Genomic DNA, 22315 nt, shown 5'->3' with positions numbered 1-22315 from the left:
CCATGGCTAAACAACATGAGTTTCAACCAGATTTGCCGCCACCGCCTAGTACGGTAGGACCGATTAGCTGGATGCGTCAGAACTTGTTCTCGTCCCCTCTCAACTCCATCATGACATTGATTCTGGCTTTTCTTGCCGTTAAAGGGTTATGGGCTGTTGTTGATTGGGCTTTCATCAATTCAGATTGGATCGGAACATCCAGAGAGGATTGTTCGAAAGAAGGTGCGTGTTGGGTATTTATCAACGTACGTTTCGATCAGTTTATGTTTGGTTTCTATCCGCAAGAAGAGCTTTGGCGTCCTCAGCTTTTCTACGCAATTTTGGCCATTTTCACGGGTCTTTTGATCTATGAACGCACACCAAAACGCGGATGGATACTTCTAACGTTCCTGATTGCTTTCCCGTTAATGGCCGTGTTCTTGATCTTCGGTGATGTTGCTGGCTTACCAAAAGTGGAAACACACCTTTGGGGCGGGCTGCTGATCACTATGATCATCGCCATCGTTGGGATTGTCGTATCACTGCCGATTGGTGTAATGCTGGCATTGGGTCGGCGTTCTGACATGCCGATCATCCGCAGCCTATGTACTGTTTACATCGAAGTATGGCGTGGCGTTCCGCTGATCACTGTCCTGTTTATGGCTTCTGTCATGCTGCCGCTATTTATGTCTGGCGAATCAGAAACCAATAAACTGGTGCGTGCATTGATCGGTGTGGTCATGTTCTCAGCAGCGTATATGGCAGAGGTGGTTCGTGGTGGTTTGCAGGCGATACCTAAGGGCCAATATGAAGCGGCTGACGCTCTCGGCCTCTCTTACTGGAAGAAAATGGGACTCATCATTCTGCCTCAGGCGTTGAAAATCACCATTCCTTCCATTGTTAACACCTTTATTGGTCTGTTCAAAGACACCAGCCTCGTCCTTATCATTGGTATGTTTGACGTTCTGGGTATTGGTCAGGCTGCGAATACCGACCCGAATTGGCTTGGTTTCGCGACGGAAAGCTATGTGTTTGTGGCATTGGTGTTCTGGATTTTCTGTTTCGGTATGTCTCGTTACAGTATTTATCTAGAAAACAAACTCCACACTGGTCACAAGCGATAGAGAAACAAGGATAGTATTATGACTCAACAAGACGCCCCTGTTATCGAACTGACCGATATGAACAAATGGTATGGTCAGTTTCACGTACTAAAGAACATTAACCTGAGGGTTTCTAAAGGCGAGAAGATCGTTATCTGTGGCCCTTCTGGTTCAGGAAAGTCCACCATGATCCGTTGCATCAACCGCCTAGAGGAACATCAGCAAGGCACCATTGTTGTTGGTGGTACTGAGTTGACTGACGATCTGAAAAACATTGAATTGGTGAGAAAAGAAGTCGGGATGTGTTTCCAGCATTTCAACCTATTCCCTCACCTCACTGTGTTGGAAAACTGCACCCTAGCGCCAATTTGGGTGAAGAAAATGCCAAAAGACGAAGCAGAAGCGATTGCGATGAAGTTTCTGGAACGCGTAAAAATTCCAGAGCAGGCTGACAAATTCCCAGGTCAGCTTTCTGGTGGTCAGCAACAACGCGTCGCTATTGCTCGTTCTTTGTGCATGAATCCAAACGTGATGCTTTTCGATGAACCAACCTCTGCGCTTGACCCAGAGATGGTTCGCGAAGTGTTAGATGTTATGGTTGAACTGGCAGAAGAAGGCATGACCATGTTGTGTGTGACACACGAAATGGGTTTTGCCAAAGAGGTGGCAGATCGCGTTATCTTTATGGATGCGGGTGAAATCATTGAAGAAAATGTCCCAGACGAATTCTTCAACAACCCTCAATCTGACCGTACTCAATTGTTCCTGAGTCAGATTCTTCAGCACTAATCACACACATGACAAATGGATTTTGAGTTAAAAACTCATTAACATTTGGTTACATGTTGAAGCAAGCTTAGCCGACGGGATATATTAGTATTCTCAAAGGCTAAGCTGTTTTATTATCAGCAATGCGACAATTGTGACTTGAAAAATTGAGCCAAAGGCGCAATAAATGTCGTATGAGAATATATCTGTACCCCATCGGGAGAAAGCTATGAACGATCGTTTTGTTGCTCGCGAGTACTCGCAAGAGAGCCAGTTAGCAACCAACAAAGTGTTGCGAAACACCTATTTCTTATTGTCACTTACCCTGCTGTGGTCAGCGTTGGTCGCTGGTGTGTCAATGGCGGCGAACATGCCTTACCCTGGCATTATCATCACGCTGGTTGGGTTTTATGGCTTACTTTTCCTCATTGAAAAGAAAAAGAATAGCTCAATGGGTATCGTGCTTACTTTCGCACTTACCGGTTTCATGGGTTACACACTAGGCCCTATCCTCAACATGTACGTGGGCGCAGGTCTTGGCTGGGCAATCGCTCCTGCATTGGGCGGTACAGCACTGACCTTCATGGCGTGTTCAGCTTACGCACTGACAACTAAGCGTGACCTATCGTTCCTAAACGGTATGTTGATGGCAGGCTTTGTTGTGCTAATCGTAGGTGTGATCGCGAACATCTTCCTACAGATGCCAATGCTGTCTGTTGCTATTAGCGGCGTGTTTGTTCTGTTCTCAACAGGCGTAATCCTGCTGACGACTCAGTCAATCATCCGTGGTGGCGAAACGAACTATGTGTCAGCAACTGTTACTCTGTATGTATCGATTTACAACTTGTTCCTGAGCCTGCTGCAATTGCTTGGCATTTTCGGTGGCGACGATTAATCGCGCAACAAACAAGCTAACGTAAACGACAAAAGCTCCTTCGGGAGCTTTTTTGTTTTCTGTTTTGATTTCCGATTTACATTTTCCTGCCATTGCCAAATTGTGATCTTGAAGCCTCTCTCACAAGCCGATATGCTTTGCGCGATCGAAACACGAGGTAATCCATGTTGGAATTAAACGGTAAACACATTGAAACCGATGCACAGGGGTATCTGAAGCATTTCTCTGAATGGGATGCTGCACTTGTGCCCATGCTGGCTGAACAAGAAAACATTGAGCTGACTGATGCGCATTGGGAAGTGGTTTACTTTGTTCAAGACTTCTATAAAGAATTCAACACCTCTCCAGCGGTTCGCTTACTGGTGAAATCCATGGAGAAAAAGTACGGCCCAGAAAAAGGCAACAGTCGATACCTTTATAAACTGTTCCCTAAAGGCCCAGCAAAGCAAGCAACCAAACTTGCCGGCCTTCCAAAACCCGTAAAATGCATTTAACGAAAAGAGGCGCTTAATGCGCCTCTTTTCTTTTTATGGTCTTCCTCGCCGCGCGTCAGCAAAGACCATCACCATCACCACAGTTTCAGCTAACGAATCGAAAAGCCGTCAATCAGCTGCCAGTCAACGCGTTCATGTGTTAAACCTGTCACGTTGGCAGTGGTTGGCCCATGCTCTAACCACGCGAGCAATCTGTTCACATTTGTCTCCTCACCACACATTAGCACTGTCACACTGCCATCATCCTCATTGCGAGCAAAGCCACTCAATGACAACCTCAACCCCTCATGAGCAGTGTGAAATCGAAACCCCACCCCTTGAACCCTTCCGGAAACGGTTGCTATAGCACACATTTGAGACATTGGTCACACCCCTATGATTGGTTATTACCGTATGCAACAGTGTAAAATCTATCTGCCTGAGTGCAGCCTTAATGGTCATTTCGCACATCACGCACTTTCTGTTAGCGCACTCTACAAGGATTTACCCATCATGAAAGAAACGCCGTTTCGTTGGATTGACCAATACCTCATCCGACTCAGTTTGAAAGAGAAATTCATGGTGCTCTACGCATGCCTTTTTTCTCTGACTATCGCCACAGGTGTCATCTTTCACTCAGCGTCATCTGCTCAAATTGCAGATGTTCAAAACAAACATAGCGCAGCACTGAATGCGGTGCTGTCTCACTACGATGTCAGTACTAATGACGCAGCGGATATTCTCGCGTCAGCAGGCGTCGCCGTTAGCCCGTCAAACAGCAACTGGGCCCAATCCTCTGTTACAACCTATTCTGCGAAAGCGACCAGCTTTTGGTCGCACATTAGCATGACCGCTATCACCGTGATGACACTGTTGTTTGTCGTCGGCTTGCTCGCCCTGCACTACGTCTCTAGCTTTATTGGTGGCGCTATGTACACGATGAACTCATCGTTACAACGCATGCTAGACGGCGACCTAACTAGCCGCATGAACTTCTTCCCAGTGAGGGATGAATTCAGCATTATCGCTAACACAGTGGATAGCGTGGCAGATCGCGAGCATAGCCTTGTTAAAGCCATCAAGAACGCTTCAACGTTGATGGGGCAAATCTCTGCGGATTTGACCAATCGCAGCACTGAAAGCCAAAGCCTCTCGACAGAACAACGTTCGTACCTTGACTCTCTTGCAAGCGCAACAGAAGAGATGGCGGGTTCTATTCGTGATGTTGCCACTCACGCGGAAGAAACCTCAGGCGAAATCATGGTCGCGGGTGAAGCTTCTCAACAAAGCCGCAACCAAGTAAACCAAACCCTGCATGCCATTCAAGCTCTGAGCGCGGAGATTGAAGCAGCGTCAAAAGCGGTATCTTCGCTGGAACAAAACTCCAACGAGATTGGTAGCATGGTTGCAACGATCAGCGCCATTTCCGAGCAAACAAACCTACTCGCCTTGAATGCGGCGATTGAAGCGGCTCGCGCGGGCGAACAAGGCCGTGGTTTCGCGGTTGTTGCCGATGAAGTCCGCACCTTGGCAGGACGCACACAACAAGCGACCGTTGAAATTCAACGCATGATTCAAGATTTGGAAAGCAATACCGCTCACCTACGTGGCGTCATGCAGGGCACGGTTGATAATGCCGCAGCAAGCGAATCACTCATGCACAATATTGACCTAGAAATTGGCAATATTTCTGAGCGCAGCCAGCGTATTACCGACCGCAGCACCGAAATCGCGACAGCCGCGAATCAACAAGGCAGCGTTGCGGGTACAATTTCGTCTGATGTGGAACGTGTTCGTCAGCAAGCATGGCAAGTCAGTGAGATGATCCAACAGACCGCGAATGACGTGACACACCTGCAAAAGCAATCTAACAGTCTCACTTCACTGGTCGACGGTCTTCGTACCGAATAAAACCAAGAGAAAAACAAAGAAAAAGCAGCCGCAATACCAGCGGCTGTTTGCATTCTTGCCCTTCTTCTCTGACAATACCCACCAATTTATAGGCCGCTGTATGCTATTGCGGCTAGCCAGACTTTAGAATTTTAGGAAAAACCAATGAATCCGTCTGTTTACCTGGTTAAAGGCCGTGAAAAATCACTACGCCGTCGCCACCCATGGATTTTCTCTCGTGGCATTCAACGCGTTGAAGGTAAGCCCTCTCTCGGTCAAACAGTGGATGTCTATGATCATCAAGGCCAATGGCTTGCCCGTGGTGCGTTTTCTCCTAATTCTCAGATCCGTGTTCGCGTGTGGTCGTTCGAGCAAGAAGAAATCGATGTCGCTTTCTTCAAAAAGCGCCTGCAAGAAGCACAAGGTCTTCGCGATGTATTAGCTGCGCGTGATGGTCTTACGGGTTACCGTTTGATCGCGGCTGAGTCCGATGGCCTGCCAGGTATTACCATTGACCGCTATGAAAACTTCATGGTTTGTCAGTTACTCAGTGCCGGTGCTGAAGCGCAAAAACAAAACCTCGTTGATGCCATTGTAGAGCTATACCCTGCGTGCAGCATCTACGAGCGCTCTGACGTGTCTGTTCGTAAGAAAGAAGGCTTAAAAGAGCGTACAGGCGTTCTCCACGGAGACATGCCACCGCCATCATTGGTCATTGAAGAGAACGGTGTAAAAATTAACGTTGATATCACGGGTGGCCACAAAACTGGCTTCTACTTGGATCAACGTGACAGCCGTGAAGCGTCTGTGAAGTACGTGAACGGGAAGCGTGTACTGAACTGTTTCTGCTACACCGGTGGTTTTGGTTTGTATGCACTTAAAGGCGGCGCGTCTGAAGTTATCAATGTCGACGTTTCACAGCCTGCTCTGGACATTGCAAAAGCTAACGCCGAAATGAACGGCTATGACCTGACAAAAGCACAGTTTGTAAACGCAGATGTATTTAAACTGCTGCGTGAATACCGTGACAGCGGCGAACTGTTTGATGTCGTGATCATGGATCCACCTAAGTTTGCGGAATCTAAGTCGCAATTGACGGGGGCATGCCGTGGCTATAAAGACATCAACATGCTCGCCATGCAGATACTGAAGCCAGGCGGAACATTACTGACTTACTCTTGCTCAGGCTTGATGGATAACTCGTTGTTCCAAAAAATCATTGCGGATGCCGCTCTAGATGCGCACCGTCAAGTTCAGTTCATTGAACGTTTTGAACAAGCAGCCGACCACCCACTCGATAGCGCCTACCCAGAAGGCTTCTATCTGAAAGGTTTCGCCTGCTACGTTAAATAAATATATAAACACATAAACTTTGGCCCACCCTTTTTTTCGTGGGCCTTTTTAAATCATTTAGGGGAACACGATGAAAAGAACGTATATTCTTGCGTCCTTGCTGTCTGCATTGCTGCCGTTGTCTGCAATGGCGAGCGTTACATTGCATGTTAACGATAACGTAGAGTTGTTGGCCTATAACGGTCAATCACATAAAACAACCATGTTCGGCGGCCAAGATCCTGTGGTTTTGGCGAACGGTACTCAACAAATCGCATTCCGTTTTGTTGAAAGCTTCGAAGAGGGAAAAGATATCTCGTTCGCTAAATCAGATGTGCTGGTTGCAACGTTTAACGCCAACGATGAAGATATCTATTTCGCCTTCCCTAAAATCAAGAACAAGCGTGAGATTCGTGAATTCAACGAAAACCCAACGTTTCAATTGATCGATGCCTCAGATTCACCTATCGCGTTTGAACAAAACAAGTTGATGAAAAGCGGCTTTCAACTAAGTCGTGACTATGTTGCAGAGCTTTCTCGCTTCAACCAAACCGATGAAAGTGCGTCACTCCAACTCACCGTAGTACCGACTGTAACGCCGTCAACCCCGGCTTCACGTGGTGCCAAGGTAGTGCTCAATGACAGCGCGTCAATTGATGAAGTGGAATACCAATTACATTACTGGTTCCAAAAAGCCAGTCCTGAAACCAAGGCGAAATTTAAAGCCTACGTGAATACGCAATAACATCAAAAAGGCCACCTACTCAGGTGGCCTTCTTACTGCATCTACACGTTCATTTATTTCTATAATTTCTAAGACTACACGCTGAAATCACTCTGATAGCATCCGGCTAATGTCATCAAGACTTGCGGGATCATCAATGGTTGACGGGACGACGTAACTTTCACCATCTGCGATTTGACGGATAATACGACGCAAGATTTTCCCAGAACGTGTTTTCGGTAATCTATCCACAATGATAGCTCGATTGAAGCATGCAACCGGGCCAATTTCATTACGAACCTTGGCCACCAGCGCTTTTTCAATATCACCATCATGTGAGTGATAACCGTCTTTCAGCACGACCAATCCCAGTGGTAATTGGCCTTTCAATTCATCATATACCCCGACCACCGCACATTCTGCAACCGCATCATGCGCACCGACGATTTCTTCCATCTCCCCCGTTGATAGGCGATGACCAGACACATTGATCACGTCGTCGATCCGCCCCATCACAAATAGGTAGCCATCTTCGTCCATGTAGCCACCATCACCCGACACATAGTAGCCAGAGAACTGCTGCAAATAACCCGATTCAAACCGATCATGATTTCGCCAAACGGTGGACAAACAACTCGGCGGCAACGGGCGCTCTACAGCAATATACCCTTGCTGATTCGCAGCAACAGATTCCCCCATTTCGTTGAGGATTTTTACATTGAACCCCGGCGTAGGTTTGGTCGACGAACCCGGCTTAGTAATGAAGCTCTCAAGCCCCAACGGATTGCACGATATCGCCCATCCCGTTTCTGTTTGCCACCAGTGATCAATCACGGGGCGGCCTGTGTGCGATTCAACCCATTCCAATGTTGGCGGGTCTAGCCTCTCGCCCGCCATAAAGATACTTCTCAGTGACGCCATCGGATAATCAGCAATCAACTTTCCTTCTGGGTCTTCTTTTTTGATGGCGCGAAACGCCGTAGGTGCAGAGAACAACACAGACACATTATATTCATCACACACTCGCCAAAAAGCGCCCGGATTTGGCGTTTTCACAGGCTTCCCTTCAAACATGATGGTGGTACAGCCGTGTATCAATGGGGCATAAACGATGTAAGAGTGCCCGACCACCCAGCCAACATCTGACGCGGCCCAATACACTTCACCAGGTTCAACGTTGTACACGGTCGACATGCTGTATTTCATCGCAACAGCATGACCACCATTATCTCGAACCACACCCTTAGGCTTTCCAGTCGTCCCTGACGTATAGAGAATGTACAAAGGATCGGTAGAATTGACGGGAACGCAGTCATGCGGCGAGGCGCGTTCAAATAAGGTCGCCCAATCTGCATCACGCTCATGATCAAGCGCAGCGGGTTGTTCAGGTCTTTGGTAAACAACAACAGTGTCTGGCTTCCAGCGGCTATCCATTACCGCTTGATCAACCATTGGTTTGTAAGGAATAACCTTGCACACTTCGATTCCACATGACGCCGTCAGTAAGACTTTCGGCTCGGCATCTTCGAGCCTTACCGCAAGTTCATTGGGCGCAAAGCCACCAAACACAACCGAATGAATCGCCCCAAGTCGTGCGCAGGCCAACATCGAAATCGCAGCCTGCGGGATCATGGGCATGTAAATCACAACCCGGTCGCCTTTGGTAACACCCAGTTCCGCCAACATACCTGCACATTTGGCGACTTGATCACGAAGCACTGAATAGCTGTATTGTGCTTTTTTGCCTGTCACTGGCGAGTCATAGATCAGTGCCGTCTGGTCACCTCGTCCATTTTCGACGTGATAATCCAGCGCCAAATAGGCGGTGTTGAGCTCACCATCAGGAAACCAGCGCTCTATGCCATTCGTATCGTTTTCCAATGCTTTGGTTGGCGGCGTAAACCACTGAATACTTTTTGCTTGTTTCAGCCAGAAATCCTCTGGGCTGGTGACGGACTCTTGATAGGCGTTTAGATAGGCTGACATAGTCATGCTCCTTGCCTCGTGCTGAGGTCTTGCCTTTGTACCCACACCATGACATGCACTGTGCACTCAGTGAGGTAAAAAGCTTGGCAGCAAACAGATGTCGTTGCTTACTGCCAAGTAACGGTCGTTTCTCAAGCCTTATGCTGGCTTGTTGTTGAAACACTAATTAATGGTAAACATCTCCATAAAGCGGTTTACCGGCATTTCCATCAAGGCATCTTGATTTAGACAAAGCGCGTAAATACTTTCGGCTTGTGCCGCAGGAAAACGGGTAAGCAGGTTGCGCTTAAATTTCTGCTCAAGCACTGGGATCCCTTCTTCTCGACGACGACGATGCCCAATCGGATATTCCACTTCGACCTTCGCTGTGGACGTTCCATCGTTAAAAAAAATCTGAATGGCATTGGCGATCGAGCGCTTATCCGCGTCCAAATACTCTTCGCTGTATCGCTTGTCTTCAACAATGATCATTTTTTCGCGCAATGCATCAATGCGAGTGTCTCCCTGATGGAAGCTGTCTTCATAGTGCTCTGCCACCAGGTCACCGTGAATGAGAGGAACGGCAATCATGTATTGCAGGCAATGGTCGCGATCGGCGGGATTCGCCAAGTCACCCACTTTTGAAATAATTCGAATAGCCGATTCATGGGTCGTGACTTCGATGCGTTCAATCTCATCGAGACGATTGACGACCTCTGGATGTAACGTCACGGCACATTCAACGGCGGTTTGTGAATGGAATTCAGCGGGGAACGAAATTTTGAACAAGACGTTTTCCATCACGTACGAATCAAACGCTTGGTTCACGCGAAATGATTCACCTTTGAACAACACATCATAGAAGCCCCATTGCTCCGCCGTTAGCACAGAAGGTTGCCCCATTTCACCTTTCATGGTGATCATGGCCAATCTCACGGCACGAGACGTTGCGTCACCGGCAGCCCAAGACTTACGAGACCCCGCATTCGGCGCATGGCGGTAAGTTCGGAGCGCACAACCATCAACCCATGCTTGCGAGAGCGCATCAATCACTTGGTCGCGACTTCCTCCCAGCATGCGTGTTACAACGGCTGTTGAAGCAACACGAACCAGCAACACGTGGTCAAGTCCAACTCGGTTATAACTATTTTCTAGCGCCAATACGCCTTGGATCTCGTGGGCTTTGATCATCGCCGTCAGCACGGCTTCCATGGTCAGCGCGGGCTTACCTTCTGACACGGCTACGCGACTTAAGTAATCTGCTGTGGCAAGAATGCCGCCAAGGTTGTCTGATGGGTGCCCCCACTCTGCCGCCAACCAGGTGTCGTTAAAATCTAGCCAGCGAATCATGCAGCCAATATTGAATGCGGCTGTGATCGGGTCAAGTTCATGTGAAGTGCCCGGAACACGCGCACCATTTCGAACTGTCGTTCCCGGTACCAGTGGTCCCATATGTTTGGTGCACTCAGGAAAACGTAGCGCCAATAACCCACAGCCTAAGGTATCCATCAAGCAATTACGCGCCGTGTTGTAGGCTTCCGCTGAGTTAATTTCCGCCTCACACACATAATCAGCAATGGTTTGAAGCAGCGCGTCAGGCTCTGGACGTTGGTTTTCATCGACATTCATTGACATGTTTCGGTTCCTTCCCTTAATCAGTTATTGGCGTTTTTCAAGTGGCAACCAGTCTTGATGCTCTGGCCCAACATAATCCGCGCTTGGTCTTATAATTCGGTTGTTTTCACGTTGTTCAAACACATGTGCACACCAGCCCGTAACACGGCTCATCACAAAAATTGGCGTAAATAATTTGGTGGGGATCCCCATAAAGTGGTACGCAGAAGCGTGAAAGAAGTCCGCGTTCGGAAATAAGTCTTTCTCGCGCTTCATCACCTGTTCTACGCGCTCAGAAACGTCATACAACATGGCATCGGGCGACGAGGTGGAAAGCTGCTTTGACCATGCTTTGATCAGCGCGTTACGTGGATCAGACTCTCGATAAATGGCATGCCCAAAACCCATGACTTTTTCTTTGTTCACCAACATCCCCATGAGCGCGGTTTCCGCTTCATCAGGCGACGCCCAATGTTCAATCATATCCATCGCCGCCTCATTCGCACCGCCGTGGAGCGGGCCACGCAACGTACCAATTGCCGCAGTGACGCAAGAATGGATATCAGACAGGGTTGACGCACAAACACGTGCCGCAAAGGTAGAAGCATTGAATTCATGTTCGGCATACAGTACAAGCGAGCAATGCATAACACGCGTATGCAATTCAGTCGGCGTCGCGTCGGAAAGCATATCGAGGAAGTAACCAGCAATGGTGTCCTGCTCACTGGCTGCCGTATCAATGCGAACACCATGATGAGAGAAACGATACCAATAACAAATGATGGCAGGCAGATGTGCAAGAATAGTATCTGCCTTGTCTGATTGCTCAGAGAAGTCGAGTTCAGTGTCCAAGTTGCCCAGCATCGAACAGCCGGTTCGCATAACATCCATGGGGTGTGCATCTGCCGGGATATTTTCAAGCACGACTCGCAACGCTTCTGGCAACCCTCTTTTGGCAACGAGTTCATGCTTGTAGTCGCTTAAAGCCTGAGCGTTAGGCAAATGGCCTTTCAATAACAAAAAGGCGACTTCTTCAAACTCCGCGTGATGGGCGAGATCGGTAATGTCATAACCGCGATAGGTTAAACCGGTACCTGTCTTTCCGACTGTACATAAGGCCGTGCTACCCGCACTCTGCCCGCGTAGACCTTCTCCACCCAACGGCTTGTTCTTGTCCGGCATGTCATGCTCCTTGTCATAGACTAATTCATTGTTTTTATTACTTTCCTTACGTTTCTCGCTCTTTCCAATTGCGTTTCAAATATCGGTACTATTCTTTGTCGGCAAACAGCTTATCGAGTTGCTGTTCGTAGTTGTGATAACCCAGGTAGCCATAGAGCTCCTCTCGCGTCTGCATGGTGTCAACCACATTGCGCTGATGACCGTCGGCTTTCACCTGCTGGTAAACGTTCAACGCTGCTTGGTTCATGGCCCGAAACGCCGAGAGCGGGTAAAGCACAAGGTCGACACCCACTTCGTCGAGTTCACTCACTGAAAACAACGGTGTTTGACCAAATTCAGTGATGTTCGCTAACACAGGAACCTTTAGTGCTTGGGTGAACGTTCGGTACTGATCAAGGGTATTAATGGCTTCAGGGAAGATCATGTCTGCACCCGCATCCACACAGGCATGTGCCCGTTCCAACGCAGAATCCATCCCTTCTACTGCCAGTGCATCAGTGCGTGCCATGATGACAAAATTGGGATCGGTTCTCGCATCGACCGCCGCTTTGACCCGATCGACCATTTCAGATTGGCTCACGATCGCCTTATTTGGGCGATGACCACAGCGCTTTTGTGACACTTGGTCTTCAATGTGAACAGCCGCTACGCCTGCACGCTCCATTTCTCTCACGGTTCGAGCAATGCTGAATGCCCCGCCAAACCCCGTATCGATATCCACCAGCAAAGGAAGACTTGATGCATCCGTGATACGGCGAGCATCTTCAAGAACGTCGTTAAGTGTTGTTATTCCCAGATCGGGCAAACCAAATGAGGCATTGGCAACGCCACCCCCTGAAAGGTAAATGGCCTGATGCCCTGTTTGTTCTGCTAACATCGCGGTATACGCATTGATCGTACCCATGACTTGTAAAGGTCTGTTGTTTGCGACGGCTTCTCGAAACGTTTTCCCTGCGCTCATGAGGCTTTCTCCCTGTCTGAATTAAGTTGCTTCGCGGCTAATTCCCCACTTCGGCGAATGTGTCTTCGCATTAACATTTCCGCCAATTCTGCATCTCGTTCTTCGAGTGCATTAAGAATCTGAAGATGTTCATCTAGCGCTCGCTCTGGGCGAGACTGAGTCCGAGTTGATTGGGTACGATACATCCGCACAAGATGATAGAGTTCGTCACATAACAAGCTGATTAATTTATTATTTCTACTCGCTTGAATGATTCGGTAGTGGAAATCGAAATCACCCTGCTGATGGAAATATGTCGCACCATCAACATCATCAATATGTTGCTGGTGACGGTGCAATAAGGTTTTCAATGCCTCAATCTCACTAGCCGAAATGTGCATGCAGGCTTGCCGTATTGCCATGCCTTCCAATGCTTCGCGCACCGCATAAATATCAGACAGTTGTGTCGCACTTATCGCCACCACTCGAGCGCCAACATGCGGTACACGCTCAACCAAACCCATCGACTCTAACCGCATCATGGCTTCACGAAGTGGACCACGACTCACGCCCAACTCTCTTGATAACTCCGGCTCAGAAATTTTGCTTCCTGATGCAAATTTGCCACTGACAATCGCTTCGATAAGCCACTCGGTCATCCCTTCTGATTTGGTGACATCTTTCATTGTGCAATTCCTTAGGTGTCGACAATACGTTTCAATTCTCACTCGCATAACTCAATACATTGTCGACAATATTTTAGGCTTGATTAATTATTAGCCATTTTTTGGCGATTTATCAAGCTAGATTGTCGACAATCCATGTTAGACATTGGTCTACCACAATGCATTGATGAGTAAATATTCAACGCACATAATTCATGAATTTGCTGAATGTTTGTCAGTTGAAACTGTGAATCGCTACCAGAAGCGAGAGGCTTTTTTACCCAGTAACTGACTAGAGATCTAAAACTCACCAAAACCACCGTGTCTCATAAATGCAACTCGTCTACTTTATTTATTACGCGATTTAAGTTGCGTTAATTAACAATAAATCAATAAGTAGTATCAATTTTCGAGGTAATTCCAATGGATGTGTCACGCAAGAGCAAAGGCTTCACGCTGTCGGCAGTCGCCGTCGCGTGTATGTTTGCTTTCAACGCGCAAGCAGCAACCGATTGTTCAAATATTGAAGAATGGAAAGATAGTGTCGCCTACGGCGGAGGCTCTACTGTCCAGCAAGATAACACTGTCTACAAAGCTAACTGGTGGACAATGGGTAACAACCCAAAAACGTCTTCCGGTCAGTACCAAGAGTGGAAAGTCATTGATCAGTGCGATACGGGCGGCCCAGTCGATCCACCATTGAATGAAGCTCCTACCGCCTCGCTAGATGCGCCTACGGCTAGCGACAAAATTACGACAGGTGACAGCGTAACGCTAAGTGCATCTGCAGCAGATACAGACGGCACTGTCGCCAACGTCGAATTCTTCGTAGATGGCATTTCTGTTGGCAAAGACAGCACGGCACCATACTCTGTCGCTTGGACTGCCGCTGAAGGCGCTCACTCCATTACCGTTAAGGCAACGGATGATAAAGGTGCAGTGACTGAATCAACGGCTCTCAGCATCACCGTTGAAGCTGGCACGGTTGAACCGGGAAATGAAGCACCGACCGTTTCTGTCTCCGTATCTGCGACTGCTGTTGACCAAGGCGCAGTTGTCACCCTGACAGCGGATGCCGCTGATGCCGATGGCTCAGTTGCAAAAGTTGATTTCTATGCCGCGGGCCAGTTGGTTGGCTCTAAAGCTGCCGCGCCATTCACGCTTGATTGGACGGCAAATAAAATCGGCAACGTCGCTGTCTACGCAAAAGCGACGGATAACAAAGGCAAATCAGCGGATTCCGCTTTGATCACAGTTAACGTTACCGGTGTTCCTACCGTGTCTAACTGTCGCCCTGAAGGCTTGTTCCAGACGCCTGGCGTCAACGTTCCTTACTGTACCATTTATGATTCAGAAGGCCGTGAAGACATGGGTGCTGACCACCCTCGTCGTATCATCGGTTACTTCACAAGCTGGCGTTCAGGCGATGACCCACAAGCCGCATACCTTGTTAATGACATTCCTTGGGAAGAGCTAACGCACATCAACTATGCGTTCGTCAGCATCGGTTCTGACGGCAAAGTTAATGTTGGTGATGTTAACGACCCAAGCAACGCCGCTGTCGGTAAAGAGTGGGCGGATGTTGAAATCGATCCAGCACTTGGCTTTAAAGGCCACTTCGGTGCACTTGCTACCTACAAGAAAAAGCACGATGTTAAAACACTGATTTCTATCGGTGGTTGGGCTGAAACAGGTGGTCACTTCGGCAACGATGGCAACCGCGTTGCCGATGGTGGCTTCTACACCATGACAACCAATGCCGACGGTTCTATCAACCACGCTGGCATTCAGAAGTTTGCTGATTCTGCTGTTGAAATGATGCGTAAGTATCAATTCGATGGTCTGGACATCGACTATGAGTACCCAACCTCAATGGCAGGCGCCGGTAACCCATACGACAAAGACTTCATGGAGCCACGTCGTGCTTACCTGTGGGCATCTTATCAAGAGTTGATGCGCGTACTTCGTGAGAAAGTCGACATCGCTTCTGAGCAAGACAGCCAACACTACATGCTGACTATCGCAGCGCCATCTTCTGGTTATCTGCTTCGCGGTATGGAAACCTTTGATGTCACTAAGTACCTCGATTACGTCAACATCATGACGTATGACTTACACGGTGCTTGGAACGATCACGTCGGTCACAACGCCGCGCTGTTTGACACTGGTAAAGACTCTGAGTTGGCAGCATGGAATGTCTATGGCACTAGCCAGTACGGCGGCATCGGCTACCTGAATACTGACTGGGCTTACCACTACTTCCGCGGTTCAATGCCTGCAGGTCGTATCAACATCGGTGTTCCTTACTACACCCGTGGTTGGCAAGGTGTCACAGGCGGTGAAAACGGTCTGTGGGGCAAGGCTGCTCTTCCAAACCAAGCTGAGTGTCAACCAGGCACAGGCGAAGGTGAGAAGAACAACTGTGGTAACGGCGCAATTGGTATCGACAACATGTGGCACGATACCGATCCGAAAGGCTACGAAATGGGCGCAGGTTCTAACCCAATGTGGCACGCGAAGAACCTTGAGAACGGTGTATTCGGTTCTTATGCGTCAGCGTACAAACTTGACCCAGCAAATAACCCACAACACCAACTGAAAGGTAACTACGAGCGTAACTACGATGCAGTTGCTGTAGCACCGTGGTTGTGGAATGCCGAGAAGGGTGTATTCCTGTCTACCGAAGACGAAGCGTCTGTCAGCGTGAAATCTGACTACGTTATCGACAAAGGTATTGGCGGCATTATGTTCTGGGAGCTTGCAGGTGACTATGCGTGTTACCAACTAGATGCTAGTGGCAACCGTACCAACGTTGTCGATGCAACCGAGAACGCGTGTAAGACTGGCAATGGTGAATACCACATGGGTAACACCATGACCAAAGCCATCTACGACAAGTTTGCTGCTGCAACACCTTACGGTAACAAACTGTCTGACACGGCAATGCCGTTAGAAGCTGTGGACATCACTGTTTCGGTCGGTGGCTTCAAAGTGGGTGACCAGAACTACCCTATCAATCCTAAAATCACCTTCACCAACAACACTGGTACTGATCTGCCGGGCGGAACGGAATTCCAATTCGATATTCCAACGTCAGCTCCGGACAACGCAAAAGATCAATCTGGTGGCGGTCTGAAAGTGATTGCTTCGGGTCACACCAAGTCAAACAACATTGGTGGTCTTGAGGGTAACATGCACCGTGCAGCATTCTCATTGCCAGCATGGAAATCACTGCCAGCAGGCGCGAGCTACGAATTGGATATGGTTTACTACCTGCCAATCTCTGGCCCAGCAAACTACACCGTGAACGTTAATGGTGTTGATTATGCATTCGCGTTTGAATACAGCGATCTTCCTTTGGCTGACCTGACAACAGGCGGTTCAAACGGCGGTGGTAACGGTGGCGATACGGGTACTTGTGACACAGCAGGTCTCGTGGTTTATCCGAACCTACCTCAAACTGACTGGCAGGGTAATCCAAGCCATGCCAGCGCAGGCGACAAAGTCGTAAATGATGGCAAGGTATACCAAGCCAACTGGTGGACTGCATCTGTACCTGGAAGTGACGGTAGCTGGTCTAAAGTGTGTGGCTAATCGCCTCTTAGCACTATGACTAACCCGTAAACTCCATAAAGCCGGCTAATCAGCCGGCTTTCTTTTTTTAGTAATCAAATGCCAGCCTGAAGCCTCACTATCGGCATTCCAATAAAACGAGGCGTCCCATCCGGTTTTCTAATCTTGCTTTCGTATTTTGTTTTCTCGTTCTACTTAAGTGAGTTGAATCTTTAACTGAACGAAAATTCATACAATCGCGCTGCTCTTTTATGCTGTTGCGGCGTATCATAGGCACAGATTTTCTAGCAACATTATGTTGTTTCTTCTTTCTTCTTTTCGTGAAGGTTCCATGATTTATAAACTTTTTGAACGGGTAACCGCCGCGTTCCCTCAGTCCCAAACGGAACAACCTCCTAATGGGTTGCTGGCGTTTTGCCGCCATTACACCAAGGGATTTGAGCGTCCACTCGTCGCCATGTCACTACTGACCGCATTAATTGCGGTAGCGGAAGTTTCTCTATTTGGTTTTATGGGGCAAATGGTTGATTGGCTGACCAGCCAAAATCCAGACACCTTTTTAGAGCAAGAAGGTTCAACCCTAATTGGCATGGGTTTGCTCGTCCTAATCGGTATGCCTTTGCTGGTGACGGTACACTCTCTCGTGTTGCACCAATCTCTGCTCGGTAACTACCCGATGTCGATTCGCTGGTCGGCCCACCGTTACTTGCTAAAGCAAAGCATCAGTTTTTACCAGAACGATTTTGCAGGACGCATCGCCACCAAAGTCATGCAAACCGCGCTTTCCATTCGCGAAACCGTCATGAAGTTGCTGGATGTGGCGGTTTACATCAGCGTTTACTTCACCGCGATGTTAGTCATGGTCGGGCAAGCAGACATTCGCCTGATGATCCCTCTTCTGATTTGGTTACTGGCTTATATTGGCATTCAAATATACTTCGTTCCCCGCCTGAAGGCGGTGTCGACAGAGCAAGCTGACGCCCGTTCACTCATGACAGGGCGCATTGTGGACAGCTACACCAACATCGCGACAGTGAAGCTCTTCTCACACACTGACCGCGAAACAGAATACGCAGAAGAAGGGATGAACACCTTCCTTGATACTGTGTATCGCCAAATGCGATTGGCTACGGGCTTTAATATCGCGGTAGAAATCATCAACTACATCTTGGTGTTTTCTATTGCTGCTATCTCAATTTGGCTGTGGTTGGATTCTGCGATTAGCGTTGGCGCTATTGCCATTGCTGTTAGTTTGGCCCTTCGTATTAACGGCATGTCTAAATGGATCATGTGGGAGATCGGGTCACTGTTTGAAAACATCGGTACTGTGGTTGATGGCATGACAACCTTGTCCAAGCCCGTTGAAGTGAGCGACAAAGCAAATGCTCCCGCTTTGGATGTGCCAAAAGGTGAAATTTCATTCGACGATGTGCGCTTTCACTATGGCGAAGGCAAAGGCGTGATTGAAAAGCTAAACCTCAACATTAAGCCGGGTGAAAAAGTCGGATTAGTCGGACGCTCAGGCGCGGGGAAATCTACGCTTGTTAACCTTCTGATGCGATTCCATGATGTTGAAGGCGGCCAAATCCGTATTGATGGACAGAACATTTCAGCGGTAACGCAAGACTCGCTTCGCGCCAACATTGGCATGGTGACGCAAGACACGTCGTTGTTACATCGCTCGATCCGCGAGAACATTCTGTATGGCAACCCAGATGCTGGTGAAGAGGCAATGCTTGAAGCCAGCCAACGCGCGCAAGCACACCAATTCATTGAAAACCTCTCTGACCCTCATGGCAACACCGGTTACGACTCTCAAGTGGGAGAACGTGGCGTCAAATTGTCAGGTGGACAACGTCAACGTGTCGCCATTTCTCGCGTGTTGCTAAAAGATGCACCGATTCTTATTTTGGATGAAGCCACCTCCGCACTGGACTCAGAAGTGGAAGCCGCCATTCAAGAAAGCTTGTATCAGCTAATGGAAGGGAAAACCGTGATTGCCATTGCTCACCGCTTATCAACGATTGCAGCAATGGATCGCTTGATCGTGCTGGATAACGGCGAGATAGCAGAAGAAGGTACACACCAAGAATTGATTGCTAGCGGCGGTATTTATGCACAATTATGGCAGCATCAAACAGGCGGTTTCATCGGAGACTAACCGCAACATGACTCTTTCGTAATACCATAAAAACAGGCGCTTTCTGCGCCTGTTTTACTATCTGCCCACTCCTGTTTCGCATTTATAAGACACATCTCCTACCCTTATCAGTGAGCAAACTGATTAAAGGAAGGACTCATGTCATTGACCAGATTCACCGTAAAATCTACGTTTATCGCCCTACTTGCGTTCGGTCTAACCGCATGCACAGATTACGATCCCATTCCTGTTAGCCAATGCAGTAAAGTAGTCAGCCATGCTCAGAAAGTACTAGGGGCCATGGCACCTTCTGCCAGTGAATTGATGGGCCAATGTAAGTCAGCCACCGATAGTGAGCGAGGCTGTGTGATCGCAGCAACCAAAAAAGGGCAACTTGCTCAGTGCCTCTAGCAACAAAAGATATCGTATAATGGCCCCGTTTTTATAGCGGGAGCCATTTATGCAACGTTCCACCCTCGTCGGCTTGAAAGTCGGCTTAATCGCCCTTCTCATCTTTATCGCCATGATAGGCACGAGCACTAACGCACCTGCGACAGAGTGGCTAAAAGAAGCGTTCCTCGGTATTAGCTTTACGTTTGCTTTTGGGTTAGGTGCTCCTGAAGCATTGGCCTACGTGCTAACAGGTGTGATCTTTGTTGCGATTTTCTGCGCAGGATACTTTGTTGGTAAGAAGGCATCAGCAAAGCTAGATAAGTAAACACGTCATCAATGGAACACCTTGCCAATCTCTAAGCGTTTAGAATGTAAAGTGGAAGTCGCCTCAGTCAAAATAGGGATCAACATCATGTCAGATTTAAGCAGCCAAAAAGTCAGTTGTTTATGTGGGGAAGTGAGGATTGAAGCCACGGAGATAAATCCCAAGTTTACTGTCTGTCATTGTGAAACATGCAGAACGTGGGGAGGTGGTCCGTTGTTTGCTGTTGAATGCGGAACGGATGTTAAGTTTGAAGGTGTTGAGTCGATTAAAGAGTACAAATCTTCACCTTGGGCAACCAGAGGGTTTTGTCATCATTGTGGCACTCATTTATTTTATCGTTTGAATAGTACTGGCGGCTATAACATGCCTATCGGTTTATTTCCTTTTTTAGAAAAACCCGTGATGACAATGCAGTATTTCAGCGACCAACGCCCTCATTACTATTGTTTTTCTAACGAAACCAAAGAAATGACCAAAGCTGAAATTGAAGCGTATTTCGGCACCTTGAACTAGATAAAACATCGTGACAACAATGGCAGGTTGACACATAGGGGGCTATCTAGCCCCTTTATTGTCTTCGAATTATATTTTTTCGACTAATTTTTGCAGTAAACGAATCATCTCTTCGCGTTCCTCAAGGTCTAACGTTCCGAGAAGCTGTTGATTGACGTTGGCAGGAATCGGCAACAGTTCATGCTCTAGCGCTCTACCTTTATCCGTAAGATAAATGCGAAATGAACGGCGACTATTTGGATCAGCTTGACGTTCTACCAATCCAAGCGCTTCTAGCTTGTCCAACGTCCTCGTCGTCGTCGAGTTTTCGACTTTAGATTTGGCGGCAATATCACGCTGAGTCACGCCTTCTTCTTCCCACAAACACATCAGGGTGGGCCATAAAGCGACAGTTAAACCATGCTTCTTTAGCTCATTATCAAAGGTCTTTGAAGCGTCGTTTGCGACAACATTGATTAACCAACCAAAACTACGCTGTCTATCAAATTCGATTTCCATTTCAGACTCACTCACACTCATGCTAACGCAACTATTCCCATAGTAACTGATGTCGCCAATCCTAACACTAACAATGCTCGCCATTGAGAAACAAAAATAACGGCTTGTGCTGAGCTTAGTGGTTTCTGCTTCCCTGTCACCATCGCCCAAGTGAGTGGCTTTGAACGAAACTTGTAAATCAAAATGGCACCAACATGAACAAAAACCAACGCAGGCAATATATAAGCAAGTTGTAGATGCACCATTTCCAACCAGTAAAAGACCGTATCGGTCAACAGCACGTCTGCATGCGGCAAGGCATCAAAAAATCCAGCCAATGCTAGCCCAGAGATACACTGCAAAAATAGCGCAAGAACCAAACTTATCACCATCCAGCCACCACTGGGGTTGTGCCCCGGCTGACTCTTCTCTCTTCCTCTTAGGTAGTTGAAAACATGTTTGGGTGAATGCAGAAACTGTTTGAAGCGACTGGTTTCACTCCCTACAAATCCCCATGCCATACGCCAAATGATCAACGTCATGATCGCCAAGCCCAATTGTACGTGGGGGCCATTACCTGAAAAGCCCGAAAACATTAACACCATAAATAACAGCGCTTGAGCCCAATGGTATAGACGCGTTGATAAATCCCAAACTTTTATTTTTCTGCTCTCAATAGGGTTAGCTCGAATTCATAAATCCAAATTTACACCACAACTATTGCACACGCAACAATTGCAGTGTAAATTAATCCTCATTGAATACCTACCCTGACCCAACATGAGAACAGCACCCATGAAACAACTGATTATCAGCCTTATCTGCTTTGTCCCATTACTCGTTAACGCACAAGACTACTCACATCAAATCGAAGCACGGCAGCAAGCATTCGCCGACATAGGATCGCTTTCAGACAAGGCAGATCAACTCATAGAAGGCGCTAACACAGATTGGGCGGCGTTGGAATCAACCAGTGCTGAACTCAAAGAACACAGCCAATCTTTATTTGCGCTGTTTCCTTCTGGAAGCCAAGTAGGAAGCAAAGCGCAAGAAAGCGTGTGGAGTAAGCCAGAAAAATTCAATCAGTTGTTAAGTGAAATGGACGAAGGGTTTCAAGCACTTTATCAATCTGCACAACAACAGAATGCGAATGGTGCTGAAAATGGCTTAGAAGCAGCACAAAGCACATGCAGAGGATGTCACCGTACTTATAGAGCGCGCTGGTAACGTTTCATCATTGATTCAGCATCTCAGACCCTTAGTGTGGTGTTGCTTAGGTGTTGAGCGAACGATGCAGACACCTTCCTTGATAGCACCTTTCACCCAATAGCCGTTGAGACCGACGCTTTAAAGGGGTTGTACCC

General features: G+C 47.9%; 21 protein-coding genes. 13 read left to right on the top strand and 8 right to left on the bottom strand.

Annotated features, from left to right (window positions below):
• Positions 1–2: 2 nt before the first annotated feature.
• The 4 genes from L4D06_RS09660 (at position 3) to L4D06_RS09645 (ending at position 3239) form a co-directional block, all read left to right on the top strand.
• Positions 3–1103 (top strand): amino acid ABC transporter permease, encoded by a 1101-nt coding sequence (locus L4D06_RS09660; RefSeq protein WP_274165962.1) that lies wholly within the window; start codon positions 3–5, stop codon positions 1101–1103.
• 18 nt (positions 1104–1121) lie between these two features.
• A complete protein-coding gene (locus tag L4D06_RS09655) occupies positions 1122–1871 on the top strand; it encodes an amino acid ABC transporter ATP-binding protein (protein WP_274165961.1) in 750 nt (249 codons plus the stop codon).
• Between the two features lie 208 nt (positions 1872–2079).
• Positions 2080–2745 (top strand): Bax inhibitor-1/YccA family protein, encoded by a 666-nt coding sequence (locus L4D06_RS09650; RefSeq protein WP_274165960.1) that lies wholly within the window; start codon positions 2080–2082, stop codon positions 2743–2745.
• A 164-nt stretch (positions 2746–2909) separates the two neighbouring features.
• Positions 2910–3239 (top strand): TusE/DsrC/DsvC family sulfur relay protein, encoded by a 330-nt coding sequence (locus L4D06_RS09645; RefSeq protein ID WP_274165959.1) that lies wholly within the window; start codon positions 2910–2912, stop codon positions 3237–3239.
• 89 nt (positions 3240–3328) lie between these two features.
• On the opposite strand, the gene yccX is transcribed toward L4D06_RS09645, so the two are convergent.
• Positions 3329–3601 (bottom strand): acylphosphatase, encoded by a 273-nt coding sequence (gene yccX / locus L4D06_RS09640; RefSeq protein ID WP_274165958.1) that lies wholly within the window; start codon positions 3599–3601, stop codon positions 3329–3331.
• Between the two features lie 130 nt (positions 3602–3731).
• On the opposite strand from yccX, the gene L4D06_RS09635 reads away from it, so the two are divergent.
• The 3 genes from L4D06_RS09635 (at position 3732) to L4D06_RS09625 (ending at position 7185) form a co-directional block, all read left to right on the top strand.
• Positions 3732–5129: a methyl-accepting chemotaxis protein gene (locus L4D06_RS09635; protein ID WP_274166002.1), complete on the top strand. Its 1398-nt coding sequence runs from the start codon at positions 3732–3734 to the stop codon at positions 5127–5129.
• A 144-nt stretch (positions 5130–5273) separates the two neighbouring features.
• On the top strand, positions 5274–6461 hold the full coding sequence (locus tag L4D06_RS09630) for a class I SAM-dependent methyltransferase (RefSeq protein ID WP_429739094.1): 1188 nt from the start codon (positions 5274–5276) through the stop codon (positions 6459–6461).
• 70 nt (positions 6462–6531) lie between these two features.
• Positions 6532–7185, top strand: coding sequence for a YccT family protein (locus tag L4D06_RS09625; RefSeq protein WP_429739093.1), 654 nt, complete (start codon positions 6532–6534; stop codon positions 7183–7185).
• Positions 7186–7272: 87 nt separating this feature from the next.
• Here the strand turns inward: L4D06_RS09625 and L4D06_RS09620 are convergent, their stop codons facing one another.
• From L4D06_RS09620 to L4D06_RS09600, 5 genes are all read right to left on the bottom strand, one after another.
• Positions 7273–9156, bottom strand: a complete 1884-nt coding sequence (locus tag L4D06_RS09620) for a propionyl-CoA synthetase (protein WP_429739091.1) — start codon at positions 9154–9156, stop codon at positions 7273–7275.
• A 156-nt stretch (positions 9157–9312) separates the two neighbouring features.
• Positions 9313–10764 carry a bifunctional 2-methylcitrate dehydratase/aconitate hydratase gene (locus L4D06_RS09615; RefSeq protein WP_429739089.1) on the bottom strand — a complete coding sequence of 484 codons (1452 nt, stop codon included), beginning with the start codon at positions 10762–10764 and terminating at the stop codon, positions 9313–9315.
• Between the two features lie 24 nt (positions 10765–10788).
• Positions 10789–11925, bottom strand: a complete 1137-nt coding sequence (gene prpC, locus L4D06_RS09610; protein ID WP_274165953.1) for a bifunctional 2-methylcitrate synthase/citrate synthase — start codon at positions 11923–11925, stop codon at positions 10789–10791.
• 88 nt (positions 11926–12013) lie between these two features.
• Positions 12014–12886: a methylisocitrate lyase gene (prpB, locus tag L4D06_RS09605; protein WP_274165952.1), complete on the bottom strand. Its 873-nt coding sequence runs from the start codon at positions 12884–12886 to the stop codon at positions 12014–12016.
• The gene (locus tag L4D06_RS09600) at positions 12883–13551 is read right to left on the bottom strand and encodes a GntR family transcriptional regulator (protein ID WP_274165951.1); all 669 of its coding nucleotides are present in this window, start codon (positions 13549–13551) and stop codon (positions 12883–12885) included. The genes prpB and L4D06_RS09600 overlap by 4 nt, the downstream gene beginning before the upstream one ends.
• 402 nt (positions 13552–13953) lie before the next feature.
• On the opposite strand from L4D06_RS09600, the gene L4D06_RS09595 reads away from it, so the two are divergent.
• The 5 genes from L4D06_RS09595 to L4D06_RS09575 all read left to right on the top strand — a co-directional run bounded on the left by L4D06_RS09595 (position 13954) and on the right by L4D06_RS09575 (position 20474).
• Positions 13954–17124, top strand: coding sequence for a chitinase C-terminal domain-containing protein (locus L4D06_RS09595; RefSeq protein ID WP_429739087.1), 3171 nt, complete (start codon positions 13954–13956; stop codon positions 17122–17124).
• 274 nt (positions 17125–17398) lie between these two features.
• Entirely contained in the window at positions 17399–19264 is a 1866-nt protein-coding gene (locus L4D06_RS09590; RefSeq protein ID WP_429739085.1) for an ABC transporter ATP-binding protein, read from the top strand.
• Positions 19265–19402: 138 nt separating this feature from the next.
• Entirely contained in the window at positions 19403–19654 is a 252-nt protein-coding gene (locus tag L4D06_RS09585) for a hypothetical protein (RefSeq protein WP_274165949.1), read from the top strand.
• A gap of 49 nt (positions 19655–19703) precedes the next feature.
• Positions 19704–19961, top strand: coding sequence for a hypothetical protein (locus L4D06_RS09580; RefSeq protein WP_429739083.1), 258 nt, complete (start codon positions 19704–19706; stop codon positions 19959–19961).
• An 87-nt stretch (positions 19962–20048) separates the two neighbouring features.
• On the top strand, positions 20049–20474 hold the full coding sequence (locus L4D06_RS09575) for a GFA family protein (protein WP_274165947.1): 426 nt from the start codon (positions 20049–20051) through the stop codon (positions 20472–20474).
• Between the two features lie 69 nt (positions 20475–20543).
• Here the strand turns inward: L4D06_RS09575 and L4D06_RS09570 are convergent, their stop codons facing one another.
• Entirely contained in the window at positions 20544–20972 is a 429-nt protein-coding gene (locus L4D06_RS09570) for a MarR family winged helix-turn-helix transcriptional regulator (RefSeq protein ID WP_429739081.1), read from the bottom strand.
• Positions 20973–20989: 17 nt separating this feature from the next.
• The gene (locus L4D06_RS09565; RefSeq protein WP_274165945.1) at positions 20990–21613 is read right to left on the bottom strand and encodes a cytochrome b/b6 domain-containing protein; all 624 of its coding nucleotides are present in this window, start codon (positions 21611–21613) and stop codon (positions 20990–20992) included.
• A 133-nt stretch (positions 21614–21746) separates the two neighbouring features.
• Here L4D06_RS09565 and L4D06_RS09560 point away from each other — a divergent pair, with 133 nt between their 5' ends.
• Positions 21747–22178 carry a c-type cytochrome gene (locus L4D06_RS09560; protein WP_429739079.1) on the top strand — a complete coding sequence of 144 codons (432 nt, stop codon included), beginning with the start codon at positions 21747–21749 and terminating at the stop codon, positions 22176–22178.
• The last annotated feature ends 137 nt before the right edge of the window (positions 22179–22315 follow it).

Origin of the sequence: Enterovibrio makurazakiensis (assembly GCF_050336585.1) — a bacterium.
Lineage (GTDB): Bacteria > Pseudomonadota > Gammaproteobacteria > Enterobacterales > Vibrionaceae > Enterovibrio > Enterovibrio gelatinilyticus.
This window is presented reverse-complemented; position numbering and strand designations above follow the sequence as displayed.